Source organism: Sagittula stellata E-37, from assembly GCF_039724765.1.
GTDB lineage: Bacteria > Pseudomonadota > Alphaproteobacteria > Rhodobacterales > Rhodobacteraceae > Sagittula > Sagittula stellata.
Genome location: NZ_CP155729.1, coordinates 134,295 through 159,946, shown reverse-complemented (window position 1 = coordinate 159,946; position 25,652 = coordinate 134,295). Strand labels below are relative to the sequence as shown.

Genomic DNA, 25,652 nt, shown 5'->3' with positions numbered 1-25,652 from the left:
ATCAGGCAAAGTCGGATCGGGCATACCCCTGCAGGAACAGCAGCGCCGTCAGGTCGCCGTGATTGACCCGCAAGTCGCACTGCGCCTGCACGCTGGGTTTGGCGTGCAGGGCGACGCCCATACCCGCGCGGTTGAGCATCCCGAGGTCGTTGGCGCCGTCACCTACCGCAATGACATCGGCCTCCGTGATGCCAAGCCGTGCGGTGATCTGCTCCAACGCCTCGATCTTGGCCTCCCGCCCGAGGATCGGGCGCCCGACCTCGCCGGTCAGCTCTCCGTCTGCGATCAACAGGCTGTTGGCCCGGTTCTCGTCGAAGCCCAGCAGTGCGGAGACACGCGCGGTGAAGGCAGTGAATCCGCCCGACACCAGCGACGCATGTGCGCCCGCGGCGTGCATCGTGTCGATCAGGGACTTGCCGCCAGGCATCAGCGTGATGCGTTCGGCGACGACCTTGTCGATGACGCTTTCCGGCAGCCCCTTCAGCAGAGCGACACGTTCGATCAGCGCGCCTTCGAAATCCAGTTCGCCGTTCATCGCCCGCGCGGTGATGTCCTTTACATGCGCACCGACGCCGGCCTCTTCGGCCAGCTCGTCGATGCACTCCTGCTGGATCATCGTGCTGTCCATGTCGGCCAGCAGCATCTTTTTCCGCCGGTTGGCTTCGGGAACAAGGTTCAGGTCCGCTTGTGCCGCGATGCTGTCGCGCACCTCGTCGAAGTTGCCGGGTTTCACACCCAGCGGGAATTCGGCGGCTTCGTCCGGCGCAAGCCACGTCGCGGTGCCGCCCCCGAAGGCGTTGCGCAGGCTGTCCACAAGGGCCGCGTCCAGCGCACCCGGTTTCGCGATGAGCGAGGCGATAAGCATGATGGTCCCCCGACAAGGAATGTCGCGCGCTTTAAGCACGCCGGGGCGGGAAGGACCAGACGCCCGGACGGTGTCAGCCTTTGGACTTCACCGCCTGCAAGAGCATTTCCATTGCCATGCGGGCACCCCGCGAGTCGTGAAAGGCGATGCCCGCGCCGCTGTTCTCCCACAGGGCACGTGCGTCCTCGCTGCTTGCGAGCATGTCTTCCAGAAGGCCGCGAAGGGCGGGACGATCCTCAGGCGCCACGCCGGAGACCGCTTCGTCCACCGCGTCCTCGAAACGCTCGAACCGGTCGAAGATCTGGTGTGACAGCGCCTTTCCGACCTGAGACCAGATCGCGGACCGTGCCGGGGTCATCTCCATCGGAGGGCTCCGGCGACCGATCTGCTGTCGCCTGCAAAAGGCGCGACATACGGTAGGGCGGGGCTATCCGCCGCCGCCTTTCCCATATGCACGGCCTCAGGAAATGAATTTCTTGTAGGCCGCTTCATCCATCATGTCCTCCAGCTCGGAGAGGTCCTCGACCTTGAGCTTGAAGAACCAGGCGTCCCCCTCGGGGTCCTCGTTCACCTTGCCCGGATCCTCGACGATCGCCTCGTTGACCTCGACGATCTCTCCGTCCAGCGGCGCCAGGATGTCCGACGCGGCTTTTACGGATTCGATGACTACCACCTCGTCGTCCTTCGAAACCTCGCGTCCGACTTCGGGCAGTTCGACAAAGACCACGTCGCCCAGTTGTTCGGCGGCGTGTGCCGTGATGCCGACGACAACGAGGTCGCCTTCGACTTCGAGCCATTCATGCTCTTCGGTGAATTTCATATATCGTCTCCTGTCCGTTCACCGTTTGAATCCTGCCGGAACGAAAGGCAGCGCCGTGACGTCCACCGCCATCCGCTTGCCCCGTACCTCGCCCCACAGCCGCGTTCCTTCGCCTGCAAAGTCCGCCGCGACGTAGCCCATTGCCACCGGCCCGCCAACCGTCGGACCGAACCCGCCGGAGGTCACGTCGCCGACCTGCGCGCCGCCATTTTCCGAGTCGAAAAGCGGCACGCCCGCCCGCATCGGCGCCCGGCCTTCCGGCCGCAGACCGACACGCTTGCGCTTCGCACCGTCGGCAAGCTGGCCAAGCACATAGTCCGCCCCCTCGAATCCGCCTTCGGTCTTGCGGCGCTTGCCCATGGCCCATGTCAGCCCGGCCTCGACGGGCGTTGTCGTCTCGTCGATGTCCTGACCATAAAGGCACAGACCGGCCTCCAGCCGCAACGAATCCCGCGCGCCAAGCCCGATGGGTTCCACCCGCGCGTCCTGCAGCAGCGTCTTCACGAAGGCCTCTGCCGATTGATTGGGCAGGGAAATCTCGAAGCCGTCCTCGCCGGTGTAGCCAGAGCGGGAGATCCAGCACTCTGCACCGCCCAAGGGCAGCGTTACCACGTCCATGAATTTCATGTCGCGCACGGCGGGGTGGTGTTCGGCCAGAACGTCCTCTGCCTGCGGCCCCTGCAGCGCGATCAGCGCACGGTTCTCCAGCAACTTCACGCGGACGCCTTCCGGTTCCAGCGCGGCCCGCATCAGGGTGAGGTCGGTGTCCTTGCAGGCGGCGTTGACCACCACGAACAGGTGGTCCTCGCGTCGCGCGATCATCAGGTCATCGACGATGCCGCCGTCGGCATTGGTGAAATAGCCGTACTTCTGCCGGCCCTCGGGCAGGCCCGCGATGTCGACCGGCACGATCTTTTCCAGCGCCTCGTCCAGCCCGGGTCCGCGCAGAACGACCTGGCCCATGTGCGACACGTCGAACAGGCCGGCGGCGGCGCGGGTATGCAGGTGTTCCTTCATCACGCCAAGGCCGTATTGCACCGGCATCTCGTAGCCGGCGAAAGGCACCATCTTGGCGCCGAGCGAACGGTGCAGCCCGTTCAGCGCGGTTTCCTTCAGGCCGTCCTCGTCGTCTTCGTGTTCGTGGCTATGGTCGTGATCGTGGGCCATGCGCGCTCCTCTAGGTCATTCCCGGGGCCGCATCGCGCCGGGACAGGTCTGGCGCGCCCCTCGGCACGCCGCGTCTGCCCCCTCTGTCCCGTCGCCTGAGATCGTTATCCCTTCGGCGGACGCGTGGCGCGTCACTCTCCAGAGTCTTCGTTCTCCCGACGGTCCTTGGGCCTGAGCGTTTCCGGGGCGGTTGCGCCTTCGGCACCGGCGGTTGCCGGTTCTCCCGTCTGGATTTTTCGGACGCTAGTGGATGCCTTCGTTGATGACAAGCGCGCTGTCCGTCCCTTTCGCCCGCGCTGCAACAGACACCCGGCCGGAACATTTGGCTTGCGGCGCGATGATGTCCAGAAGCGGGACGTTGTCGCACACCAGCGCGTCCAGCGTGATGGGATCGAGCGTCTCGTAGAAGGAGTTCGCGGCCTTGGTCAGCAGGTCGCGCAGGCGACAGGCCTCCGTCAACGGGCAGGTGTTGTCCACGTCGGCGAAACACTCGGCCAGAGGGACGGGCTGTTCCAGATGGCGAAAGACGTCGCCGATGACGATCTCGCTGGCGGGACGGGCCAGTTCCAGCCCGCCGTTGCGACCGCGCTGGGTGTGGAGGAAGCCAAGCTGGGCAAGCTGGTTGATGACTTGCGCCAGGTGATTTTCCGAGGCGTTGCACACCTGCGCGATCTCGTGTTTGGTCACCAGCCGTTCGGTGTGCGCCGCGCAATACATCAGCACGCGCATGGCGATGTTGGTTCTCTTGGTGACTCGCACGGACAGCCCTCCGATCCCATTTAACGCGGCAGGTATGGCATCTCGCGCCGGACAAGCGTTTGACTTGCATCAATTCAGACAAATAAATGCCGTCTATGAGAAACATGTTTTTTTTCGGCTATGGCTCCCTCGTGAATGCGGCCACGCACGCGCATGCGCCTTGTCTGCCCGCGACCGTGCGCGGTTGGCGGCGGACCTGGGTCGCGACGCCCCAACGGCCCTTGTGCTACCTGAGCGTGGTGCGAGATCCCGCCGGGCAGGTCGAGGGTGCGATTGCCCCGGTGCCCGATGGCGACTGGGCCGCGCTCGACCTGCGGGAGGCGGCCTATACCCGCCACGACGCCACGGCGGAGGTGATCCACGACAGCGAGGCCGAGCAGATCGCGATCTACGCCGTCCCGCCGGAACACAGCGGCGTTCCCGGTCAGGACAACCCGATCCTGCTCAGTTACCTCGATACGGTGATCGGCGGGTTTCTCCATCTGCACGGGCGCGCCGGGGCTGAGGCGTTCTTTGCGACCACGTCCGGCTGGGAGGCATCGGTGCTGAACGATCGCGCGGCGCCGCGCTATCCGCGCAGCATCGCCCCCACGCAAGAGGTTCTGGACCTGATCGACGAGTCGCTCTCTTCACTGGGCAGTCGCATCGTGATGGCCGAGTGACGGGAGCGCGCCGCCCGCCCATAGGCTCTCAGGCAAAGCTGCCGTGGCAAAACCAGCCCGACGACAGCGTCCCGCCGTGGGCGTAGAACAGCCATAGACGGTCGCCCCGGTCGGTTTCCACCTGCCAGTAGTCGCGGTGGCCGGAGCGCCATGCCGGATCGTCGAACCACCATTCCGGAGCGATGCGTTCCGGGCCGCGGTGGCCCGTCGCCTGCCAGTCCCGACCGCGCCAGCGGAACCGGTTGGGCAGGCGGGGCGTGTCGGGCGCGTGGACCGGCTCCGGTGGCCAGAGCATCAGCGGACGCGGGCGCGGCGGGGGCTGCCAGTGACGGGACGGGTCCGTCCAGGCGGCGGGTACCACCTTCGAACCCTTCTCGGGGATGTGGCTGTCGGCAGGATGGCGGCGGGTGATGGCTTCCATCCCCAGCCGTGCGCCGAGGCGGCCGATCAGATCCTCCAGCGCGGCGCCCTTGTCGTGGCGGGGGGCGCCGAGGGCGGCCGCTTCCGCATGGCCGGCCGTGGTGCGGGCGTGCAGCGGTTCGGTCACCAGAGCCTCCAGCCGCAGCATGTCGATGCCGGGTCCTGCGTCCATCCGGGGGATCTTCAGGTTCATCAGCGGCACCAGCCGGTGCGGCTGATCGGCGGCGCGGGCCGCGGTCACCGTCTGCCAGGCCATCTCGTGATCGCAGCGGTGGATTTCCATCCGCAGGGTGCGGACCCCGCGCCCGGTCTTCTTCAGCCGGGCGCAGAGGCGGTCGGCCATGCGGGCAAAGGCTTCTGACACGTCGTCCTCCAGCCCGATGGGGTCGGGGAAGGACATGCGTACGGCAAACCGCTCTGGCGCGGCCTTCGGAGAGACCGGCTCCGGCGCGCTGCCCATGGCCTGATCCAGACGCTCGACCAGTCCGCGCCCGAAGCGCCGCGCCAGGCCAGCGCGTGGCTGACCGAGGATGTCACCCACCTGCCGCAAGCCCAGCCGTGTGAGCTGTTCGACTGTGTGTGGCGGCAGGCGCAGGGCGTTGATCGGCAGGGTGGACAGCGCGCCCCATGCGGCACCGGGGGCGGCGATGCGCGCCACGGCCATGCCGCCAACCGGGTCGCCGACCGGCCTATCAACCGGCCCGTCAACCGGAGTGTTGGAGAGCCTGCGGCGCTTGCCGGCGCGGGCGCGGGTCGCGGGGGCTTCCTGGTCGATGGCGTCGCCGGACCGGGCGATGCTCCGCCCCCCTTCGGAGTACCGCGCGAGTGCCCATGCGGCGCCCAGCGTGTCGGCCAGCCCGAGGCGCACTGTCAGGCCGAGGTCGGCGCAGTCGCGGGCGACCCGTTCGCACAGCTCTCGCTCTCCCCCGAAGAGGTGCGCACAGCCGGTCAGGTCGATCACCAGCGAGTCGGGGGGCTCTGCCGCGACCCAGGGCGAGAACTTGCCCGCCCAGCGGTGCAGCGCGTCGAGAAAGCCCTGTTCGCGGTGCACCAGCGCGGGGCGGGTCAGCAGCGCGGCGCAGAGCGCATGGGCATCGCGCAGGGGCTGCCCGCGGGACAGTCCCGCCGCCGTGGCCTCGACAGAAAGTGCGGCCAGCGTCTGGCTGTTGCCGTCGGAGGCGACGGTGGCAAAGGGTTGCCCGGCAAGATGCGGCTCCGCCCGCAGCCAGCGTTCGGCGCCGAGGCGAGGAAACCAGAGCGAGAGGATACGACGGTTGGACATGGAGTAGCACGATTGTTCACTTTTTGTTCTAGATCGAGCGGAGCGGGGAGTCGAGTCCGGCGCGTGCGCAGGGACTTGGGCGAGAAATGGCGCAAGGCGGCCCGCAACAGACTGTAGTCGTTGAAAAAACGATCGTACGGACCAATGTTTGAGGGGGTGGCGGAGTATAACTCCGCCCTACGGAATGAAGTGCGTACGGTGACGGAAACTCGACGTCCCGTCCGCCCGAAGGAGCAAGATCATGCGACAGGCATGGATACTGACATTGGTGATTCCCGCGCTGGCGGCCTGCCAGCCCGTTCCGGATGCACGCGACCCCGCACCGGTCTGTGCCGCAGGGCAATTCGCCGGCCTGGTGGGGCAACCCGTGGCAGAAGCCGCAGTCGTGCCGGAACCGAAACGGATCATCCGTCCAGGCGACATGATCACGGAGGACTACAGGCTAGACCGCACAAACGTCTACCTCGACGCGCAGGACGTCATCACCACGCTCAAATGCGGCTGACCTGATGCGTCAGCCCCGGCTGGCGGCGAAACGCGGCGGCTCCTTTTCCGGGGATTCGGTCAGGCGGCGCAGGGCCGTGCGCAGTGCATCGGTGTCCTCGCCGGACCGGGTGAGGGCGTCCAGTTCCTTCTGAAGCCGCAGGTCACAGCTTCGCACAGAATGGCGGAGCGCGTCGACAAGCTGACGCTCGGGCGTGGTGTCCGCGGCCTCGGTGCGTGCCCTGAGAGAGGTGTCGAGTGCCTTCAGCGCGGTCAGCGCCTCCCGACGCCGGGCGATACGACGTGCGCGGACGGCCGCGGGATCGCCGCCGTCGGACAGGAGAAGCGACAGATACCCGCCCTCCACCGCGCCGTCGCAATGCGTGGCAATCGCCTCTCGCAGAAGGTCGGGGCGTTCGATTGCCCGCAGCCGCGCCACGAGTTGTGCGGTTTCCGGGGACAGGAAGGCGTCGGGCAGGGTCAGGGCGTTCATGGAAACCTCTCTCCGCTTGGTCCTGCCCGAGACTGGTGGCGACCTCCGAAGATTCGGTTAACTTCCTGTAGACCGGGCCCCCTGCCGGGGTGCCTGTGCCGGCACATGGACACGATGGCGCAGCACTGCCGGGTTGCGGCACAAGGTGGTTTGGAGCAGTGTCCCTGCGAATTCAGGATTTCCCAAGGAGATATGACGATGCGGACAAGGGCGGCGGTGGCGCTTGAGGCGGGCAAGCCTCTGGAGGTCATGGAAGTGAACCTCGAAGGACCGAAGGCGGGCGAGGTCCTGGTTGAAATCAAGGCGACGGGCATCTGTCACACGGACGAGTTCACTCTGTCCGGCGCGGACCCTGAGGGGCTGTTCCCCGCCATCCTCGGCCACGAAGGCGCGGGCGTGGTGCTTGAGGTCGGCCCGGGTGTGACCTCGCTGAAGCCGGGCGATCACGTGATCCCGCTCTATACGGCGGAGTGCCGGCAGTGCGAATACTGCCTCAACCCCAAGACCAACCTGTGCCAGGCGGTCCGGGCCACGCAGGGGCAGGGTCTGATGCCGGACGGGACCTCGCGTTTCTCGATGCTCGATGGCACGCCGATCCTGCATTACATGGGCTGCTCGACCTTCGCCAATCACACAGTGCTGCCCGAGGTGTCGCTGGCCAAGATCGATCCCGACGCGCCGTTCGACAAGGTTTGCTACATCGGCTGTGGGGTCACGACCGGCATCGGCGCGGTGATCTACACCGCCAAGGTTGAGATCGGGTCGCGGGCCATCGTCTTCGGCCTGGGCGGGATCGGCCTGAACGTGATCCAGGGCCTGCGCCTTGCCGGTGCTGACCAGATCGTCGGCGTGGACCTGAACCCCGACAAGGTCGAGATGGCCACGCGTTTCGGCATGACGGACTTCGTGAACCCCAAGGACGTGGAAGGCGACCTGGTCTCCTACCTCGTAGACCTGACCAAGGGCGGCGCGGACTATACCTTCGACGCCACGGGCAACGTGGGCGTGATGCGCACGGCACTGGAATCGGCGCACAAGGGCTGGGGTGAATCGATCATCATCGGCGTCGCGCCTGCCGGGGCCGAGATCAGCACCCGTCCGTTCCAGCTTGTCACCGGCCGGACCTGGAAAGGGACGGCATTCGGTGGCGCGCGCGGGCGCACGGACGTCCCGAAGATCGTCGACTGGTACATGCAGGGCAAGATCGAGATCGACCCGATGATCACCCACAAGCTGACCCTCGACGAGATCAACAAGGGCTTCGACCTGATGCACGCGGGCGAGTCGATCCGTTCGGTCGTGGTTTACTGACCAGGCCGGGCCCGCGCCGTCTTGGGGCGGGCCCGATCAACAGGCGGACGCCGCGTGCGCGATCTTTGCCGCCTACGTTCCAGCCCCAGAAAACGGAGCCAATCCGATGAAAGCGGTCCTCTTCGAGAAATTCCGCGAAGCGCCGAAGGTCGTGACCGTCAGCGATCCGACGCCCGATCGGCATGGCATCGTCGTCAAGGTCGAGGCAACCGGGGTCTGTCGCTCTGACTGGCATGGATGGATGGGGCACGACAGCGACGTCCATCTGCCGCATGTGCCGGGGCACGAACTGGCCGGCATCGTCGAAGCGGTCGGCAAGGACGTGATGAACTGGAAGCGCGGCGACCGCGTGACTGTTCCGTTCATCTCTGGCTGTGGGTCCTGTCCGGAGTGCCATGCCGGGCATCAGCAGGTCTGCCTTGCGCAGGAGCAGCCCGGTTTCACCTACTGGGGATCGTTTGCCGAGTACGTGATGATCCACAAGGCGGACCTGAACCTTGTCGCCTTGCCGGAAAGCATGGATTTCGCGACCGCCGCCAGCCTCGGCTGCCGGTTTGCCACGTCCTTTCGTGCGGTCGTGGACCAAGGGAAGGCGTCGGCGGGCCAATGGGTTGCGGTCCACGGCTGTGGCGGCGTCGGGCTGTCGGCGGTGATGATCGCCAACGCTGTGGGCGCGAACGTGATCGCCATCGACATCGACGACCGGAAGCTGGCGTTGGCGCGCGAACTCGGCGCGGTGGCAGCGATCAACGGCACGGCAGGCGACGTGGCCGAGGCGGTGATCGAACTGACCAGGGGCGGCGCGCATGTCTCGCTGGACGCACTGGGACACCCGGTGACGTGCTTCAACTCGATCCAGAACCTGCGGCCGCGCGGCAAACACGTGCAGGTTGGCCTCATGCTGGGAGAGCACGCGGCACCGCAGATCCCGATGGCGAAGGTCATCGGGAAGGAGCTGGAGGTCCTCGGCTCGCACGGCATGCAGGCACACCGCTATGGCGCGATGCTGGAAATGATCACCTCTGGCAAGCTGGACCCTTCGCGCCTCGTCGGAGACCGGATCAGCCTGGAGGACGCGCCCGTCGCCTTGATGAACATGGACAGGTTCCAGTCCGTCGGCGCGACGGTCATCACCTCGTTCTGAAGTCCGTGCCTGCCCGGCGCGGCGCGGTTTACTTGTCCTTGCCGCGGATCGTCTTCATCAGGTTGATCATTGCGCGGTTGGCATCCGGTCCCATGTCCTTTGGCAGAGGCAGGGCCGGGATGAACCGGATCGGGTCGCCGCGCTGCGGGGCCTGACCGACGTGCTGGATGCCCGGCTTGCCCGCACCGGCGTAACCTTTCGGCGCCTCCGTCCGGTTTTTCATCCCGTCACGCACGTCCTTGATGTTGGACAAGAGCCCCACGATGTCGGAGGCGAACTTGCCGTGCGCGGTCGCGGCGTCGTGCGTATGGCCCATCTGCTTCGAGCTGTAGAACACGAGCCCGCCGACAAGGCCGCCAATATCGCCGTAAAGGTATTTCCCGTCGTCCAGTTGCCGAAGTATGCGCTGCCCGGGGCTTTCGGTGATGTAAACCGGTCTGCCCTTCTTGGTGTAGTGGGAAGGCGTCGGGTTCTTCAGTTGCTGTTCGTCCGGCGGGTTCGCCGCCGAGGCGAACATCCGGTTTTTCCGGGCCAATGCGCCGAAGCCCATGTAATAATCGTAGACGTTGGGATTGAGTGTCGTTCCGGGGGGATGTGCCATCCCGATCCGGATGATCGCCGACATCGGCTTTCCTTCGACGATTTCGACCGGTGTCCAGTCCGAGAATACGGTGAGCAGGATCTCTATCTCCTGCGCGGAAAAGCTCTGGGCCAGCTCCTTGAAGAACACGGCAAGCGGATCCTTGAAGAAGCCCGGCGCATGTTTGGCACGGTGGCGGAAGTTCGCGACCCGGACGGCATACGCCTCCGGAGAAAAGGACGGCTGAGGGGCGTTTTCCAAAGTCTTGAGCGGCTGGTTCATGGCATGCTCCGTCTGTCGGAGCGCGTCTCGGCCCGTCAGGCCGTCCGAGTCTCCGGGATGAACAGGGACGTGATGAAATCGGCTTTGGGAGCAAAGACCCGCCCGACCCGAAATCGGTCGCCGGTGCGGTCACCTGTTACGCTACGTCAGTGTGCGGCGCGCGCATTTCCCGGTCAAGGTCGGGTTCTGCCTACCCCCGGCAGAGCGAGGCAGCGACGGCATGGCTGGACCTTCCCGCAGACCCGGCGCATGGTACGCGGTGATCCGGCGCACGTCCTGGCGGACGCCCCGGTCGCAGAGGTTCGGAGGCACTGGGGCATATGACGCTGGTCATGCTGGCGAATGGCCTGCTCATGATGGGCATGGCGGCGCTGATGGCGTTGATCGGGCTGGCATATCCCGATACGCGCGGCGTTTTCCTGGAGGCGGCGACGCTGGTGGGCTTCGCGGGCGGGCTGTCCACGCTCGCCGTGGCGAACCGGCCGCGTGGCTTCCGCCGCATGCACTCCTTCCTCGTCACCGGTACGATCTGGATCACCGGCGCGACCATGGGCGCGATCCCGCTGTGGTTCTGGCAGATGGCTCCGGTGGACGCCTTCTTTGAATCGATGTCGGGCATCACGACGACAGGCTCGACCGTGATGAGCGGCCTGGATTCCACGCCACGCGGTATCCTGCTGTGGCGGGCCATCCTGCAATGGTTGGGCGGGATCGGGTTCATCGTGGCCGGCATCGCGCTGTTGCCGATCCTGCGGGTCGGAGGGATGCAGCTTTTCAAAACCGAAAGCTCGGAAAAGGGCGACAAGGAAATGGCGACCGCAGCCCGCTTTGCCGGGACGACGCTGTGGGTCTATGCCGGGCTGACCGTCACTTGCCTCGCGGTCTACCACGCGGGCGGCATGACGGCTTTCGAGGCATTGGTGCACGCGCTGACAACGCTCTCGACGGGGGGCTATTCGACCTCGGACGCGTCGTTCGGTCAGTTCGAGCAGCCGTTTCTGGAATGGGCCGGGACAGTCTTCATGGCGGCGGGCGCCTTGCCTTTCGCCTGGTACATGAAGGGTGTCGGAAGGGGCGATTTTCGCAGCGAACAGGTGCGCGCGCTCGCGGTGCTGTTCTTCGTCTCGATATCGCTCATCACGGCGTGGCGGGTCTGGACCTCGGGCGACCCGGTCTTTGAGGTGTTGCGGCACGTTGCATTCAGCGTTGTCTCGGTGGTGACGACGACGGGATTTGCCACGGTCGACTACACCACCTGGGGGCCTTTCGCGGCCACTGCCTTCCTCGTGCTGACAGCGATGGGCGGATGCAGCGGCTCCACCTCGGGCGGCGCCAAGATGATGCGGTGGCTGATCGTGCTGCGGGTGCTGCGGATCCGGTTCCAGCGGGTGCGCCTGCCGCATTCGATGGATGTACCGCGCTACCAGGGCCGGGCGATCGGTGACGACGTGGTGACCGGGGTCATGACCTTCTTCGTGCTCTACGCGATCACGGTCTTTGGGCTGGCCGTCGTGCTCGATCTCTATGAACTCGACATGATGACCTCGTTCAGCGCGGCATTGACGGCGGTGGCGAACGTCGGGCCGGGCATCGGCAGCCAGATCGGCCCGTCCGGCAACTTCGCTGGCCTGCCCGAGGGCGCCAAGTGGTGGCTGTCCTTCGGCATGTATGCGGGACGTCTGGAAATGATGACGGTCTACGTCCTGTTCACCCGGGTCTTCTGGCGCGAACTGGCCTGATCTTCCGCGTCTGTGTTAAGGGGTGGAAATGAGGAACAGGATACGCGAACTCTATGTCGGCGAAAGTGCGCGGGCGCACCGGTTCCGCTATGCGCTGCTGGCTTTCGACATCGGGACGATCCTGTTCGTAATCGCCACGTCCTTCACGCAGCACGGGCCTTTTGTCGAAGCGGTGGATGCGTTCTTCGGCGTGATCATCCTGATCGAGTTCGGGATGCGATTCTGGATCTCGACCAACCGCTGGCGGTTGATTACCCGACTGACGACGTTGGCGGATCTCGTGGCCATCGTGTCCTTCCTTGCACCGCTGGCGGGAGAGGGGCTTGGCTTCCTTCGGGTGATGCGCACGCTCAGGCTTCTGCACACCTACCACCTGTCGGAGCAGCTGAAGCGCGACTTCCCCTACTTCCGCCGCAACGGCGACATCGTGCTGGCGGTGCTGAACCTCGGGGTCTTCATCTTCGTGATGACCGGGCTGGTCTACGCCACGCAGTACAATGTGAACCCGCAGATCCGGAACTATGCCGACGCGCTGTATTTCACCGTGACGGCGCTGACGACCACCGGTTTCGGCGATATCGTTCTGCAAGGCTCGGTCGGGCGGCTGATCTCGGTCGTGGTCATGCTGTTCGGGATCACCCTGTTCCTGCGACTGGTGCAGGTGCTGTTCCGGCCCAACAAGGTGCGGTGCGAGTGCGAGGAGTGCGGGCTGGTGCTGCACGATGCCGACGCGGTCCACTGCAAGCATTGCGGGGCCGTGATGCACATCCGGACGGAAGGGCTGTCCTGAGACGACATCCGACGGCGGCCCTCCAAGCCGATCCGGTCGCCTTGGTTGAGCGCTTGACGCCACCTGCGCGTTCGGCCAGCAGACGGGCGTAAATGGTTCGGTCAAAGGGGGCACGGCGTGCAGATACGAGAAGCGGTTGAGGGTGATCGGGACGCGATCTGGTCGATGCTGGAGCCGGTGTTTCGTTCGGGCGACACCTATGCCATTGACGCCGATATCCCGAAGGACGCGGCGCTCGACTACTGGTTCGGGCTGGAGCGCACTGTCTTTGTCTGCGAAGACGCGGGCGTCCTGCTGGGCACCTACTACATCGTGCGCAACCAGAAAGGCGGCGGCAGCCATGTCTGCAACTGCGGCTATGTCACGGCAGAGGCGTCGCGCGGGCGCGGAGTGGCGCGCGCCATGCTGGCCCATTCGCTGGAGGTGGGGCCGGGCATGGGCTTCCGTGCGATGCAGTACAATTTCGTCGTGTCGACCAACACCCGTGCCGTCGAGACATGGCAGCGCGCAGGGTTTGAGGTGGCCGGCCGCCTTCCCGGGGCCTTCCGCATGCCCTCGGGGGCGGAGGTGGATGCGCTGGTGATGTACCGCCGGCTCTGAGCGCACCGGCACAGTAGACCGTCTGGGGGTGCAAGGTCATGAGCCGCGGCGCCCGCGTAAGACCGGGCAGCCTGATGACACCCGGATCGCAGAGATCCCGGTCCTGCTAAGTCCATCGCGGCAGCTTGAGTTCAGACCGGCGGGACAGTCAGTTTCTGGGCCCGGAGGAAGGCCAGCCGCGCTTCCGGCGCGTTTTCGCGGTCGCGCAGGATCGCTGTCGCGGCGGCCCGGGCCTCTGCCGCGAGCGGATCGTCACGCTGCCCGATCTGCACCAGCGTCCGGGAGGTCTCGAACAGGTGTTCGCGGGTCTCGAACCCGTCGTCGAAAAGCTCATCGAGCCAAGCCAGTACCGTGTCCCTGTCGGCGACGAGGTCGGGGAAGGCGTGTTCCAGCCGGGCGTGGACCTCCCGCTTGATCCGGGCGGCCTCGATGGCGCGGAAATCCGAAAGTTGCGCGTCAGATATCCTCAGCATGCGGCACCTTCAGCCAAAGGGGTTCGAGCGGACCGGGCATCCAAACGCCATAGTCCTCGACGATGGCGGAGGCCTCTTTCAGAAGCATGGCCTGCGCCGGTTGCGGGAAGTGTTCGCCCGCATGGATCAGCGCCAGCCGCGCGCGCCAGAGGCTTGCCACGATGTCCAGCGTGTCGACCGGCGGGAAGCCTTCCGCGCTCTCCGGGTTCCAGCCGTGACGCGCGCACATCTGGAGATCCCAGGGTGTCAGCTTTTCGGGCACGGTGACGGTTTCCTGCGGCGGAGACAGCCACGCCTCGAACCCTGCGCGGGCCTCGTCGGCGTCGATCATCGAGACGGTCGCGGGAAACCCGTGGGGAAACCGTGTGAGCGCAATCTGCCAGGCGGAAAGTTGCGGCGCATCGGCGTGATCGGCGATGAAGTTCAACCCGAGGTGACAGAGGCGTTGCAGGTCTTCTTCGGGCCAGCCGAGCATACCCTTACGGAACACCCATTCGCGGATGTCCGGCATCGGCTCTGGCTGGCGGGCGTAGGCTTCGCGCAACTCAAGGATCATCTGGCGGATGTCCTGCCGGGCCTGCGCCGGCGGAAGGGAGAAGCCGACGCCGATCCGTGGCCACGTGTCCGCCGTCATGTCCATCGACAGGAAGGCGAGCAGTTGGCCCCAGTGCGCAGGCGGGAGGTCGAAGGCTTCGGGACAGGTCATGGAATCGCCAAGTTTGCAGGAATGGAGGGCCAGAGCGGCGGGAAGAGCGACGGCAGCATCCGCACGCCGCGATACAACAGGTAACCCACGCCGACAGCGGCGACACCCCCTGCGGCGTATTGCGCGGCGGAAGGACCGGGGTTGGGGTTCACCCATTCGCTGGGCTGCGGTGCGGGGCGCGTCGCCCATCGCCATGCGCCCGGCGGTGGCGGGCCGCAGCGGTTGGCCTCCCACTCCTCAAGTCGCCGGCGCAGCCCGCGCTGCTGATTGCGGATTGCCCTGTCGTGCGTGTCCCAGGAAGACGTGCCGGGACCGTTCTGCCCGTTGATCTGCTCTCGGAATCGGTGTTCCAATCCATGGGTGCCGCCGCCGCCATGCAGGCGTTTGTCACGGCTCACCAGCTCTTCGATGACCCGGCGCAGCATGGCGCAAATGTTCGAGGGCGGAGGGCAGTTTCCGACGCAAGCCAACCTGTGTCACCTTTAACCTGTCTGGTGCCGATGAGAATCACCTATGGAGTGATCGGTCAAGCCCTGCCTCAGCGCCGTGGTGCCCAAGCGCATGCCTGACGCCGGGCCGTGGCCGCCGCCGGGAAATCGGCAGCGGGATGCTTCGCTTCCGTTGCGTGCCATGCTACCTGTTTCCGCGAAGACCCAATGGAGGCACCATGCCCAATGACACCCGCCTGCTGGCGATCCTGATCGACGGGGACAACACGTCTCCCAAGTACGCCAGGGCGCTCTTTGACGAAATCGCTTCGCTGGGCGAGGCCTCCGTCCGGCGGGTCTATGGCGATTTTGCCAGCCAGCAGATGAACGGCTGGAGCCGGGTCACCGCGGAATACGGACTCGTACCACTGCATTCGCCCGCGAACACCGTGGGCAAGAATGCCTCCGACATTTCTCTGGTGATCGACGCCATGGACCTGATGCATACGGAGCGGTTCGACGGTTTCGTTCTGGTCAGCTCAGATTCGGACTTTACCCGACTGGCGAGCCGCATCCGGGAGCAGGGGCTGGATGTCTACGGCATGGGAATGCAGAAAACGCCCGACGCATTCCGGAAGGCCTGCAAGCGTTTCATTTATCTTGAAAATATTGACAGCGCGCCCGAGGAATCCAAGGACCGCAAGACGGACAAGCGGCCTTTGACGGAGGCGCGCGACCTGATCTTCAAGGCGATGGATTCGATCGATGGCGACGACGATTGGTACAAGCTTGGCGATATCGGGCAGGTCATCACCGCGGCCAACCCGGACTTCGACACGCGGACTTACGGCAAGCGCAAGCTGTCCGACCTCGTGAAGGCTCTGAAGGTGTTCGAGACACGGAACTCTGCCAGCCAGCTTCTGTTGCGGCGCGTCGACTGAGGGGCGGGCGGCGCACAGCCCCGCCCTACGAAGTGTCAGAGCGGCGTGGTCGCCACCAGGGCGATGATCGCAGAGACGGTCAGGATGGATGCCGCCGTGGAGATCAGGATCGAGGCGGACACCCGCTGCGGCGCGATGCCGTAATGCTGCGCTAGGATAAAGACGTTGCCCGCGACAGGCAGCGCCGCCGCCGACACGGCGACCGAGGCCCGGTAGGCGTCGACGGGGAAGAAAAGATAGACGCCCATGCCGACGAACAGCGGATGCAGGATCAGCTTGGCGAACGACAGCCAGGCGGCGATCTGCAGCCGCTCGGCCGACTTCGATGCGAGCGACGCGCCGATGGCGAACAAAGCGCCCGGTGTCGCCGCCGCCCCGAGGGTCGACAAGAAGCTGTCCAGCACGTCGTGCAGCCCGAGCCCGGTGGCCGAGACCATAAGACCGGCTGCGATGGAGACGATCATCGGGTTCTTCAGAAGCCCGACGGCCAGTTTCTGAACGATGCGCAGGGACATGGAGCCTTCGCGCGCGGCGGTGACGATCAGGGTCAGCGCCGAGGAGAAGACGATCAGGTCGATGGACAGGATCAGGATGATCGGACCGACGGCCTCCTGCCCCAGGAGCAGCGCAAGCATGGGCACGCCAAGGAAGCCGGTGTTGCCGATGGCCGCGCACTGCGCCTCGATCGCGGCGGTCTGGGTGTCCAGCCCGCGTGCGAAGGCGATCAGCATCCCGATGGCATAGGTGACACCGGTGCCCCAGAGATATGCGGTCGCCAGACGGGGTTCGAAGATCTCGTCGAACGACAGGTTGGCTGAAAACCGGAACAGCATCGCCGACAGGGCAAAGTAGAAGACGAACTTCGTCAGGTGCGCGCTGGCTTCTTCGGAGAAGAAGCGGATGCGCGCGGCCCCGTAGCCGAGGCCGATCAGGCCGAAGAACGGTAACGTCTTGAAGAAGATCGCCAGCATGAAAGTTCGATAGCACGGGGGGCGGTGGCGTCAATCCACGCCGTCCCTGCCGACGGCCCGGATGTGGCGCACGACTTGGCGGTTGGTTTGCGGCGGATCGTTTGCAGGCGTTACGGGCGACGGAGACCGCGCGGTCAGCCCTGTTTGCGGAAATGTGGCAATCGCGGGCAGCCGCGCGGCGAGGTGACTGGCCAAAGCAAGTGGCCAAAATGACGGGGCGAAATCGTTGACAGGACGAGGTCCGGCGCGGGATCATCGCGGGATGACACCGGGAAAAGCCTACCTGACGAGCGAGGAAATCCGGACACTGTCGCAGCGGTCCGACGCCTGGGGCATGGCCCTTGTGGTGCACGCCTGGGCGCTGATCCTCGGCAGCGTGTGGCTGTTCACGCTGTGGCCCAACCTCCTGACCTTCGCGCTTGCGGTGGTCGTGATCGGTTCGCGGCAACTGGGGCTGGCGATCCTGATGCACGAGGGGGCGCATAACGCCCTGTTCAGAACCCGCACGTGGAACGAATGGGCGGGCGCGTGGCTGTGCGGGCGGCCCATCCTCGCCGATCTTGCGAGTTACCGGCATTACCATCTGATGCACCACCGGCACACGCAGACCGACAAGGACCCCGACCTGAAGTTGTCGGCGCCGTTTCCGACGACGCGCGCCTCGCTCCGCCGCAAGCTGATCCGCGACCTGACCGGCCAGACCGGCATCCGGCAGCGCGCCGCCCAGATCGCCTTTGCCTTCCGCCTTGCCGGAGAGACGGAGGGCGTGTCGAGCCAGGACCTCGCCCAGGCGTTCAGCGGTCCGGTTCTGGGCAAGGCCCTGATCGTCAACGCGGTCCTGTTTGGGCTGTTCTGGGTGCTGTTCGGCTGGTGGACGTGGTTCGCCTTCTGGCTTCTGCCGCTGCTGACGTGGTTCCAGCTTGTGCTGAGGGTGCGCAACATCGCCGAACATGGCGCGGTCGAGAAATCCGAGGACCCTTTGCGCAACACCCGGACCACACTTGCCGGACCTCTGGAACGGCTGCTGGTCGCGCCCTACTGGGTCAACTATCATCTGGAGCATCACCTGGTGATGCACGTACCGGCCTACAGGCTGCCGAAGCTTCACCGCATGTTGCGCGACAAGGGGCTTGGCGAACGGATGACACAGGCAAACGGCTATCTCGACGTGCTCCGGCAAGCGAGCGCGCGAGGTTGATGAAGCGCGACCGCTACGCGCCCCACGCGGTTCTGACCCTGCCCACTTTTCCCCGTTGCGAACTGTGGCGGCTGGTGCTGGGCTTGGTTCTGGCGACCGTTATTATGTTCGGGCTCACGCGCGGTGTCATTGCGCTGATCAGCGGCATCGTCGGGCCGGATCGTTTTCCGTCTGTGCTGAACGCCATCACGTCGGGCCAGGATCCCTGGGGGCTTCTGGCGCAGCTTTCGCTGATGGGGGCCATGGGCATCGGTGCCATCGTCGTGGCCGAAACCCTGCACGGGCGAAGCGCCGGCAGCCTGTTCGGTCCGGCGCGGATGTTCTGGCCGCAGTTTCTGCGCGTCGCGGCCGTGCTGGTGGCGTTGAACGTCGTGATCGCGCTCTTGCCGCCATGGCCGTTGCGCGTGGCGTCCGAGCCCGGCCTGCCGCCTGCGCAATGGCTGGCTCTGTTGCCGCTGACGCTGGTGGCGCTGCTGGTACAGACCGCATCGGAAGAAGTCCTGTTCCGCGGTTACTTCCAAAGTACACTTGCCGCGCGGGTGAAGTGGCCCGCGGTGTGGTTGACGCTGCCTTCGCTGGCTTTCGGTCTTGGCCATTATGCGCCGGATGTCTGGGGCAGCAACGCAGTGTCGATCGCGCTATGGGCCGTGGCGTTCGGTCTTGCCGCCGCAGACCTGACGGCGCGCTCGGGCAGCCTTGGCGCTGCCATCGCGTTCCACATGGTCAACAACTTCGTGGCCATCGGCGTCATGTCCCTGCAAGGCGACCTGTCCGGGCTGGCTCTGACAAAGCTGCCTTTTGGGCCAGAGGACGAAGCGGCACTTGCCGCGATCCTGCCGGTGGACCTTGCAACCCTGTTCGTCAGTTGGCTCGCCGCGCGTCTCGCTTTGCGCGTATAGTCCTCCTGTTCTCGCGATGGTGGGGCATTCGGTTCAGCGCGTGGACGTTTGGCTTGAACGTCGGTGTTTTTTGTCGCGATTTATTACAAGGGTTTGGATCATGCGGATGCATGCTTTTCATGTGCTCCGGCCCTGGCTGCTCATGCGCCGGCGTGGCGCGCTGTTGTCCCCTTTTTTCTGCCGGCAGCTCCGATTTTCCGCCCGTGCCGCCAAGTTACGGGACGGGCTGCAACCATTCCGAAAGGGGGCGGCGCACAGCCCCGCCCTACAAGCCGTCGCGCGCGTCGGCTGAGGCCGCGTGCCGTTCCGCGATCCATCGTGCGGACAAGGCTCCACCGGAGGCTAAGATTGCAATTCGACGCAGCGGGGCATAAGTGACGCGCAAACGCTGAACTCGGGGCTTCCATGAACTGGATCACCAACTACGTCCGTCCGCGCATCAATTCGATCTTCTCCCGCCGGGAAGTCCCGGAGAACCTGTGGTCGAAATGCGAAAGCTGCGGGACGATGCTGTTTCACCGGGAGATCAGCGACAACCTCAACGTCTGCACCAACTGCGGCCACCACATGAACATCACGCCGCGTGACCGTTTCCATGCGCTGTTCGACGGCGGCATATATTCCGAGGTCGCCGTGCCGGAGCCGATGGCCGACCCGTTGCACTTCCGCGACTCCAAGCGTTACCCCGACCGTATCCGTGCGGCGCAGAAGGGCACCGGCGAGAAAGAGGCCATGCTGGTCGGCGCGGGCGAGATCGGGCGCACGCCCGTCGTCTGTGCCGCGCAGGACTTCAGCTTCATGGCCGGGTCGATGGGCATCTATGTCGGCAACGCCATCGTCGCCGCCGCCGAAGAGGCGGTGAAGCTCGGCCGGCCGCTGATCCTGTTTTCCGCCGCAGGCGGCGCACGTATGCAGGAAGGCATCCTGAGCCTCATGCAGATGCCGCGCACCACCGTGGCCGTGCAGATGCTGAAAGAGGCGGGCCTGCCGTACATCGTCGTGCTGACCCATCCGACCACCGGTGGGGTGACGGCCTCTTACGCGATGCTGGGCGATGTGCAGATCGCCGAACCCGGCGCGCTCATCTGTTTTGCGGGGCCGCGCGTGATCGAACAGACCATCCGCGAGAAGCTGCCCGAAGGGTTCCAGCGTGCCGAGTACCTGCTTGAGCACGGTATGCTCGACCGTGTGACAGACCGGCGTGACATGCGCGAGGAGCTGATCGTGCTGTGCCGCATCCTGATGAAGATGCCGCCGCCGACATGGGGCGATCTTCCGCCTCCGGGACCGGAGGACATGGTGCGCGAGCCGAACGCGGCCGTGGACGACTCCAAGGCATAAGACCGGGCTAAGTGCCCCTTTCGAGGATGTGCAAGAGATGGGTCAGGGCTCTGACGTGATACTGGAGCGCCTGATGGCGCTGCATCCAAAGGTCATCGACCTTGTTCTGGACAGGGTCTGGCGTTTGCTCGAAGCGCTGGGGCATCCGGAGCGCAACCTGCCGCCCGTGATCCACCTTGCCGGGACCAACGGCAAGGGCTCGACGCAGGCGATGATCCGCGCCGGGCTGGAGGCAGAGGGCAAGTCCGTCCACGCATATACCTCCCCGCATCTCGTCCGGTTTCACGAACGCATCCGCCTTGCCGGGACGCTGATTGCAGAGGATGCGCTGGCCGAGGTGCTGGATGAATGCGAGGACGCGAACGGCGGCGCGCCGATCACATATTTCGAGATCACAACCTGTGCTGCGCTGTTGGCCATGGCCCGGACACCCGCCGATTTCACCCTGCTGGAAACGGGTCTTGGCGGGCGTCTGGACGCGACGAACGTCGTCAAAAGGCCTGAGCTTACGATCATCACGCCGATCTCCATGGATCATGAGAACTTCCTTGGCGACACGCTGGCGAAGATCGCGGGCGAGAAAGCCGGCATCCTCAAAGGCGGTGTCCCCTGTGTCGTCGGCCCGCAGTCCGATGAGGCGATGGAGGTGATTGAGGCCCGCGCGCAGGCCCTCGGCGCACCGCTTCTGGCGTATGGCCAGCACTGGCACGCGTGGGAAGAGCGGGGCCGCTTGGTCTTCCAGGACGAGACCGGTCTGCTGGACCTGCCCCTGCCGAACCTGCCCGGCGCGCACCAGATCCAGAATGCCGGCGCGGCGCTGGCGGCTTTGCGGCACCTCGGTTCGGGAGAGGGCGCGTTCGATGCGGCTGTGTCGCAGGCATTCTGGCCCGCGCGGATGCAACGATTGCGCAAAGGTCCTGATCTGGATGGCTTGCCGGGTATCGAGCTGTGGCTTGACGGTGGCCATAACCCCGCCGCCGGAGAGGCCATCGCCGCGCATCTCGCGCGCCTGCCCGAACGGCCGACGTGGCTGGTTTGCGGCATGCTGAACACAAAGGATGCGCGGGGCTTTCTGCGCCCCCTGGCGACCTGTGCGAAAGGCCTTCTGGCTGTATCCATCCCGGGGGAGGCAATTACCCTCCCCGCCGAGGAAACGGCCCGCATGGCGGCGGAGGTCGGTCATGACGTGCGGGTCTGCGCGGGTTTCACTGACGCCATCCGCCAGATCGGCGAGATAGACCCTGCTGCCCGCGTGGTGATCTGTGGCTCGCTTTACCTGGCAGGAAGAGTGCTCGCCTCATATAGTTGATGGATCAAACATGCTTTTTTGTGATATCTTTCCCGAAGCACCGGCCATACCGTGCGAGGGAGGGATGTCATTGCCGTTTCAACAGGATATTATTGCGGAACACAGGCTTCTTCATGTGCGGTTCCGCGGGCACCGGCGCATCACGCTGGGCGACATGTCACGCGGATACGAAGAGTTCCTCTCTCTTCCAGGGGCGCAGGCGGTGCGGTTTTCCCTGCACGACATGCGTGGTGTCGCTGATTTCTCCCTTCAGATGAGCGGCACCGAGTTGATAACGGACATGGTCAAATCCGATGCGGACCAGCGGCGGGTGCACCGCCGGATCGCTTTCGTAGCCCAGGACCCAGGCGTGTTTTCGAGCATCATGTTCTATGTCGCCATGCTGAACGACAGCGCCTACCTGTCTGCGCACCTGTTGGCATCGATCGAGGAAGCGCTGGACTGGCTGGGTCTGGACCGGTCCATCGCCGCGCTTCTCAAGGACGACGAGGACTGACGTCTTGAGCAATCAAGTATCCCGCCATGATCGGCCCCCCGATGTTGACTGATTCGACGCCTGCGGACTATATTTGGTCAAAATGACAAGATCGGGTGCCCACAAGAGGCGCCTCAGAGGACGAGCAGCATGGCCAAAGGTCTTTTTCCGACCCTTTGCGTCGCCTTGATGGGCGCTGCCGTTCCTGCGTCTGCGCAATCCAGTCGTATCACTGAGGATCTGACCGCGTTCCAGACAACGCTGAACGGGCAGACGTTGCGCGTCGCCCGCAGCGGCCCGGTTTGCCCGCCGGCCTGCGTGACACCGATGCAGGCGGCCACCGGGGTTGCGACAATCGGTGAACTGGAAGTCCTGGATTTCCTCGATCTCTTTGTGTCGAAGGGGCGCGGTCTACTGGTGGACGCACGTCTTCCGGAGGCATTCTCGACCGGTACCGTGCCGGGCGCGGTGAATGTCCCCGCTTCCACCCTCTCGCCAGACAACCCTTACCGCGACGATCTGCTGGATGCGCTCGGGGTGCGGAACGGGGATTTTTCCGGAGCGTTCGATCTTGTTCTCTTTGCCGGTGGGGCAGATGACGGTCTGGCGGCGATAGCGGTGCGAAACCTGCTGGACGCAGGCTACCCCTCGACGAAGCTCAAGTTTTACCGCGGTGGTCTGAAGGCGTGGGACGGACTCGGTCTCAGCCTTGCCGTCGGGCAGTAAGTGGGGGCGTCGGTATGATCCGTATGGTTCTTTTTGCAATCGGGTTCATCGCGATCAGCGTTGCGTTGATCGTCGTGCAGCCAACGGCCCGACGCGCCGCGCCCGATGGCGCCAGATCAGAGCCGGTCACCCGCACGGAATTCGAGTTGCCCGCACCGCCGGCGGAGACCGCGGCCGTTCCGGAGTTGCCCCAAGTGCGTCCGGCGCCCGTGCCGCAACAACACGCCAGCGTGCCGCAGGTCCAAAGCGCAGCCCCGTCCGGAAACAGTGAAGCCAACGCTCCGGACGACCGCACGATGCGCCGTATGACGTGGAACACATTGTCCAGTCTCAACCAGGCAACGGGACGGGAAACCGCGCCCGGTCAGCCCGGAAGCCTGCTGCACGCCATCGTGCGCCGGTCGCTGGACGGGACGCCTTCGACGGCGGGCGGCACGTCCGGGTCCACGACTACGGCGGACCGCCTGCCGGTCTACGTCGTGGTGTCCGGTGACAGCCTCGTATCGATCGCAGAGAAGGTCTATGGCGATGTGAACATGACCGGGCCGCTTTTTGCCGCCAACCGGTCGATCATGAACCGTCCCGACGACCTCCGGCCTGGTCAGACGCTCGTGCTGCCGAACAAGTGACCTACCACTTTTAGCCTCGATTGTGTTGACCCGCGGAATAACTAGGCGGACCACCTAGATATTGACGCAACGCAAGTGATTCGCCTATGTTGCTTCGCAACCGCGCGGACTGCCAAGATCACGGCGCGGATTGTCGGGGGATTTCACACATGACTTCGCTGTCAGCGAACGGTCGCGGTATGGCTGCGACGGCCCGCCAGGAAGGCTCGGACCAATGATCCGCTCCGTCCTGATGGCCGCCGGTTTCGTGATGAGCACGGTTGCGCTGGTCTGGGTGCTAGGCGGTGACCTGGCGGAAGATGCAGGGTCCTCCGATCAGGTCAGCCGTACGACCCGGGACGCAATGGGTCTTCAGCCCGCAATGGACCCTTTGGTAACTCCGCGGGCCACTGAAACCTTCAATACGACCGACCTCTCCGCAGGCGTGCGGCCCGTCGCGCGACCGACCGAAAATGCGGTTCCGACACCGGAGCCTGCGGCGCGCGCCGCCCGCGCCATGCCCGCGACCTCCGAACAGCGCGTCAACGATGCCATGCAGGCCATGGGCTACGGCATCCTGCGCGAACTGCAGAAGCCCGTGACCGCCGCACCACAGCCGGAAATAGCAGCAACCGCGCGGGTCGATGCGCCCGACCCGTCGATCCCGGTCGCCGTGGCGGCAAGGACCTATACGGTGCAGGCCGGCGACAGCCTGCCCGGCATCGCGTTCCGGCACTTCGGCACCACCGTCGCCTACCTTCAGATTCTGGAAGCGAACAAGGACGTGCTCCGCACGCCGGGCGAACTGCGGCCGGGGATGGTGCTGACCATCCCGGATTGATCCATTTCAAGGCAGAGACCAAAAAACGAGCAGGCAGTACCAAGGCAGGGCCCCCCGGGGGCCCTGCCTTGGCGTGTCAGTCCTTTTCGCCGGGCCAGTCGGCGGCCTGCATCTCGCGCAGGCGCGATGCCGTGCGCTCGAATTCGAAGCTGCCTGCACCTTCGACGTACAGGCTTTCCGGTTCGGCGGCAGCGGTGGCGATCAGCCGGACACGTGCTTCGTAGAGGGCATCGATCAGCGTGACGAAACGCTTCGCCTCGTTGAAGTTGTGGCGCGAGAGGCGGGGGATGTCCTCCATGACCAGCACACGCACCGCGTCGGCCAGGGCAAGATAATCCGCAGGACCCAGTGCGCGGCCGCAGAGATCGAAGAAGCTGGCCCGGGCCATCGCATTGCGATAGCGCGGCAGCTCCACTTCGCGACCCTTCACATGCAGTGTCAGTGTTTCTTCGATGCCGTGGGTCAGCTCTTCCCAGATTTCGTCGATCTTTTCCCGTGACTGGGCATTTGCCGGCGTGAAATAGACCTGCGCCCCGGCCAGCCTGTGCTGCCGGTGATCGGTCTTCGACGCCAGTTCGCGGACCTCCAGCTTGTCCTTGATGAGGTCGATGAACGGCAGAAAAAGCTGCCGGTTCAGCCCGTCCTTGTACAGGTCGTCCGGAAGGCGGTTCGATGTGGTGACGACCACGGTACCCGCGTTGAACAACTGCTCGAACAGCCGCCCGACGATCATCGCGTCGGTGATGTCGGTGATCTGCATCTCGTCGAAGGCCAGAACCTTGGCCGAGTCGGCCACCGCCTTCGCGATCGGCTTGATCGGGTCCTCGACACCCTCCTTGCGGAGACGGTGCATCTCCGACTGGATTTCCTGCATGAAGCTGTGAAAATGAGTGCGTCGGGCCGGGACATTCAGCGTCTCGACGAAGAGGTCCATGAGCATCGACTTGCCACGCCCGACGCCACCCCAAAGGTACAGGCCCTTCGGCGGCTCGGGCGCCTTGCGGAACAGGCCGCGCTTCGGAGGGTCCGCCAGTTCGGCGCGGATGCGTTCAAAAGCGGGAAGGGCCACACGCTGGGCCTCGTCGGGCTGCAGGCGGCCCGCTTCGACGCGTTTCGCATAAAGATCGGGGACAGTTGTCATGCATCGGCTTTAGCGCGGGCTGCGACGGATGTGTAGAGGGTCCCGGGTGCCCGCAGGCCGTGCAATGTATGCTTGATTTCCCGGAATGGATTGCTCTAGGCATGTCGACGCGTTCACATTTTGGCCTCGGCCATCACACATGCTGATGATGCGTATCACGTAAGAGAAATTGACCTATTTCGGGATCTGCGTTTCTCA

At 65.1% G+C, this 25,652-nt stretch carries 29 protein-coding genes and 1 riboswitch; of the genes, 16 read left to right on the top strand and 13 right to left on the bottom strand.

What is annotated here, in order from left to right; all coding sequences use genetic code 11:
* Position 1: 1 nt before the first annotated feature.
* The 5 genes from serB to ABFK29_RS00805 all read right to left on the bottom strand — a co-directional run bounded on the left by serB (position 2) and on the right by ABFK29_RS00805 (position 3,611).
* Entirely contained in the window at positions 2–865 is an 864-nt protein-coding gene (gene serB / locus ABFK29_RS00825; protein ID WP_005858298.1) for a phosphoserine phosphatase SerB, read from the bottom strand.
* A gap of 73 nt (positions 866–938) precedes the next feature.
* Positions 939–1,229, bottom strand: coding sequence for a hypothetical protein (locus ABFK29_RS00820; RefSeq protein ID WP_005858296.1), 291 nt, complete (start codon positions 1,227–1,229; stop codon positions 939–941).
* A 96-nt stretch (positions 1,230–1,325) separates the two neighbouring features.
* Complete coding sequence (gene gcvH / locus ABFK29_RS00815) at positions 1,326–1,685, bottom strand: glycine cleavage system protein GcvH (protein ID WP_005858294.1); 360 nt, start codon at positions 1,683–1,685, stop codon at positions 1,326–1,328.
* Positions 1,686–1,703: 18 nt separating this feature from the next.
* On the bottom strand, positions 1,704–2,852 hold the full coding sequence (gene gcvT / locus ABFK29_RS00810; RefSeq protein ID WP_005858292.1) for a glycine cleavage system aminomethyltransferase GcvT: 1,149 nt from the start codon (positions 2,850–2,852) through the stop codon (positions 1,704–1,706).
* A gap of 149 nt (positions 2,853–3,001) precedes the next feature.
* A riboswitch (glycine riboswitch) is annotated at positions 3,002–3,088 on the bottom strand.
* A gap of 7 nt (positions 3,089–3,095) precedes the next feature.
* Positions 3,096–3,611: an RrF2 family transcriptional regulator gene (locus ABFK29_RS00805; RefSeq protein ID WP_050772401.1), complete on the bottom strand. Its 516-nt coding sequence runs from the start codon at positions 3,609–3,611 to the stop codon at positions 3,096–3,098.
* A gap of 104 nt (positions 3,612–3,715) precedes the next feature.
* On the opposite strand from ABFK29_RS00805, the gene ABFK29_RS00800 reads away from it, so the two are divergent.
* Positions 3,716–4,273 (top strand): gamma-glutamylcyclotransferase family protein, encoded by a 558-nt coding sequence (locus ABFK29_RS00800; RefSeq protein ID WP_005858288.1) that lies wholly within the window; start codon positions 3,716–3,718, stop codon positions 4,271–4,273.
* Positions 4,274–4,301: 28 nt separating this feature from the next.
* Here ABFK29_RS00800 and ABFK29_RS00795 read toward each other — a convergent pair whose 3' ends face one another.
* Entirely contained in the window at positions 4,302–5,975 is a 1,674-nt protein-coding gene (locus tag ABFK29_RS00795; RefSeq protein WP_005858285.1) for a Y-family DNA polymerase, read from the bottom strand.
* Between the two features lie 241 nt (positions 5,976–6,216).
* On the opposite strand from ABFK29_RS00795, the gene ABFK29_RS00790 reads away from it, so the two are divergent.
* Positions 6,217–6,480 carry an I78 family peptidase inhibitor gene (locus tag ABFK29_RS00790; RefSeq protein WP_005858284.1) on the top strand — a complete coding sequence of 88 codons (264 nt, stop codon included), beginning with the start codon at positions 6,217–6,219 and terminating at the stop codon, positions 6,478–6,480.
* Between the two features lie 9 nt (positions 6,481–6,489).
* Here ABFK29_RS00790 and ABFK29_RS00785 read toward each other — a convergent pair whose 3' ends face one another.
* The gene (locus ABFK29_RS00785) at positions 6,490–6,951 is read right to left on the bottom strand and encodes a hypothetical protein (RefSeq protein WP_005858282.1); all 462 of its coding nucleotides are present in this window, start codon (positions 6,949–6,951) and stop codon (positions 6,490–6,492) included.
* A 198-nt stretch (positions 6,952–7,149) separates the two neighbouring features.
* Between ABFK29_RS00785 and ABFK29_RS00780 the strand changes: the two genes are divergently transcribed.
* Together ABFK29_RS00780 and ABFK29_RS00775 are read left to right on the top strand one after the other, a co-directional pair.
* Positions 7,150–8,262, top strand: a complete 1,113-nt coding sequence (locus ABFK29_RS00780) for an S-(hydroxymethyl)glutathione dehydrogenase/class III alcohol dehydrogenase (protein WP_005858280.1) — start codon at positions 7,150–7,152, stop codon at positions 8,260–8,262.
* Positions 8,263–8,368: 106 nt separating this feature from the next.
* The gene (locus tag ABFK29_RS00775) at positions 8,369–9,406 is read left to right on the top strand and encodes a zinc-dependent alcohol dehydrogenase family protein (RefSeq protein ID WP_005858278.1); all 1,038 of its coding nucleotides are present in this window, start codon (positions 8,369–8,371) and stop codon (positions 9,404–9,406) included.
* A gap of 28 nt (positions 9,407–9,434) precedes the next feature.
* Here the strand turns inward: ABFK29_RS00775 and ABFK29_RS00770 are convergent, their stop codons facing one another.
* On the bottom strand, positions 9,435–10,268 hold the full coding sequence (locus ABFK29_RS00770; RefSeq protein WP_005858276.1) for a hypothetical protein: 834 nt from the start codon (positions 10,266–10,268) through the stop codon (positions 9,435–9,437).
* 320 nt (positions 10,269–10,588) lie between these two features.
* Here ABFK29_RS00770 and ABFK29_RS00765 point away from each other — a divergent pair, with 320 nt between their 5' ends.
* The 3 genes from ABFK29_RS00765 (at position 10,589) to ABFK29_RS00755 (ending at position 13,397) form a co-directional block, all read left to right on the top strand.
* The gene (locus tag ABFK29_RS00765; RefSeq protein ID WP_005858274.1) at positions 10,589–12,007 is read left to right on the top strand and encodes a TrkH family potassium uptake protein; all 1,419 of its coding nucleotides are present in this window, start codon (positions 10,589–10,591) and stop codon (positions 12,005–12,007) included.
* A gap of 28 nt (positions 12,008–12,035) precedes the next feature.
* Positions 12,036–12,797 (top strand): potassium channel family protein, encoded by a 762-nt coding sequence (locus ABFK29_RS00760; protein ID WP_005858272.1) that lies wholly within the window; start codon positions 12,036–12,038, stop codon positions 12,795–12,797.
* A 165-nt stretch (positions 12,798–12,962) separates the two neighbouring features.
* Complete coding sequence (locus tag ABFK29_RS00755; protein WP_005858270.1) at positions 12,963–13,397, top strand: GNAT family N-acetyltransferase; 435 nt, start codon at positions 12,963–12,965, stop codon at positions 13,395–13,397.
* 131 nt (positions 13,398–13,528) lie between these two features.
* On the opposite strand, the gene ABFK29_RS00750 is transcribed toward ABFK29_RS00755, so the two are convergent.
* The 3 genes from ABFK29_RS00750 to ABFK29_RS00740 are packed head-to-tail and all read right to left on the bottom strand — an operon-like array spanning position 13,529 to position 15,001.
* Complete coding sequence (locus ABFK29_RS00750; protein ID WP_157136455.1) at positions 13,529–13,870, bottom strand: hypothetical protein; 342 nt, start codon at positions 13,868–13,870, stop codon at positions 13,529–13,531.
* Positions 13,854–14,576 (bottom strand): hypothetical protein, encoded by a 723-nt coding sequence (locus ABFK29_RS00745; protein WP_005858266.1) that lies wholly within the window; start codon positions 14,574–14,576, stop codon positions 13,854–13,856. The genes ABFK29_RS00750 and ABFK29_RS00745 overlap by 17 nt, the downstream gene beginning before the upstream one ends.
* A complete protein-coding gene (locus ABFK29_RS00740) occupies positions 14,573–15,001 on the bottom strand; it encodes a hypothetical protein (protein WP_005858264.1) in 429 nt (142 codons plus the stop codon). The genes ABFK29_RS00745 and ABFK29_RS00740 overlap by 4 nt, the downstream gene beginning before the upstream one ends.
* A gap of 242 nt (positions 15,002–15,243) precedes the next feature.
* Here ABFK29_RS00740 and ABFK29_RS00735 point away from each other — a divergent pair, with 242 nt between their 5' ends.
* Positions 15,244–15,945 (top strand): NYN domain-containing protein, encoded by a 702-nt coding sequence (locus ABFK29_RS00735; RefSeq protein WP_005858262.1) that lies wholly within the window; start codon positions 15,244–15,246, stop codon positions 15,943–15,945.
* A gap of 35 nt (positions 15,946–15,980) precedes the next feature.
* Here ABFK29_RS00735 and ABFK29_RS00730 read toward each other — a convergent pair whose 3' ends face one another.
* Positions 15,981–16,916: an AEC family transporter gene (locus ABFK29_RS00730; protein ID WP_005858260.1), complete on the bottom strand. Its 936-nt coding sequence runs from the start codon at positions 16,914–16,916 to the stop codon at positions 15,981–15,983.
* A gap of 262 nt (positions 16,917–17,178) precedes the next feature.
* Between ABFK29_RS00730 and ABFK29_RS00725 the strand changes: the two genes are divergently transcribed.
* From ABFK29_RS00725 to ABFK29_RS00690, 8 genes are all read left to right on the top strand, one after another.
* Positions 17,179–18,114, top strand: a complete 936-nt coding sequence (locus ABFK29_RS00725) for a fatty acid desaturase family protein (protein ID WP_005858258.1) — start codon at positions 17,179–17,181, stop codon at positions 18,112–18,114.
* Complete coding sequence (locus ABFK29_RS00720) at positions 18,114–19,013, top strand: CPBP family intramembrane glutamic endopeptidase (protein WP_005858257.1); 900 nt, start codon at positions 18,114–18,116, stop codon at positions 19,011–19,013. The genes ABFK29_RS00725 and ABFK29_RS00720 overlap by 1 nt, the downstream gene beginning before the upstream one ends.
* Positions 19,014–19,418: 405 nt before the next feature.
* Positions 19,419–20,354 (top strand): acetyl-CoA carboxylase, carboxyltransferase subunit beta, encoded by a 936-nt coding sequence (gene accD, locus ABFK29_RS00715; RefSeq protein ID WP_005858255.1) that lies wholly within the window; start codon positions 19,419–19,421, stop codon positions 20,352–20,354.
* A 37-nt stretch (positions 20,355–20,391) separates the two neighbouring features.
* Positions 20,392–21,663 carry a bifunctional folylpolyglutamate synthase/dihydrofolate synthase gene (locus tag ABFK29_RS00710; RefSeq protein WP_005858253.1) on the top strand — a complete coding sequence of 424 codons (1,272 nt, stop codon included), beginning with the start codon at positions 20,392–20,394 and terminating at the stop codon, positions 21,661–21,663.
* 70 nt (positions 21,664–21,733) lie between these two features.
* Complete coding sequence (locus ABFK29_RS00705) at positions 21,734–22,159, top strand: hypothetical protein (protein WP_157136454.1); 426 nt, start codon at positions 21,734–21,736, stop codon at positions 22,157–22,159.
* Between the two features lie 129 nt (positions 22,160–22,288).
* The gene (locus tag ABFK29_RS00700; RefSeq protein ID WP_050772400.1) at positions 22,289–22,864 is read left to right on the top strand and encodes a rhodanese-like domain-containing protein; all 576 of its coding nucleotides are present in this window, start codon (positions 22,289–22,291) and stop codon (positions 22,862–22,864) included.
* Between the two features lie 14 nt (positions 22,865–22,878).
* Positions 22,879–23,493 (top strand): LysM peptidoglycan-binding domain-containing protein, encoded by a 615-nt coding sequence (locus tag ABFK29_RS00695; RefSeq protein WP_005858246.1) that lies wholly within the window; start codon positions 22,879–22,881, stop codon positions 23,491–23,493.
* A gap of 214 nt (positions 23,494–23,707) precedes the next feature.
* Positions 23,708–24,313: a LysM peptidoglycan-binding domain-containing protein gene (locus tag ABFK29_RS00690; RefSeq protein ID WP_005858244.1), complete on the top strand. Its 606-nt coding sequence runs from the start codon at positions 23,708–23,710 to the stop codon at positions 24,311–24,313.
* A gap of 76 nt (positions 24,314–24,389) precedes the next feature.
* Here ABFK29_RS00690 and zapE read toward each other — a convergent pair whose 3' ends face one another.
* The gene (zapE, locus tag ABFK29_RS00685; protein ID WP_005858242.1) at positions 24,390–25,454 is read right to left on the bottom strand and encodes a cell division protein ZapE; all 1,065 of its coding nucleotides are present in this window, start codon (positions 25,452–25,454) and stop codon (positions 24,390–24,392) included.
* Positions 25,455–25,652: the final 198 nt, after the last annotated feature.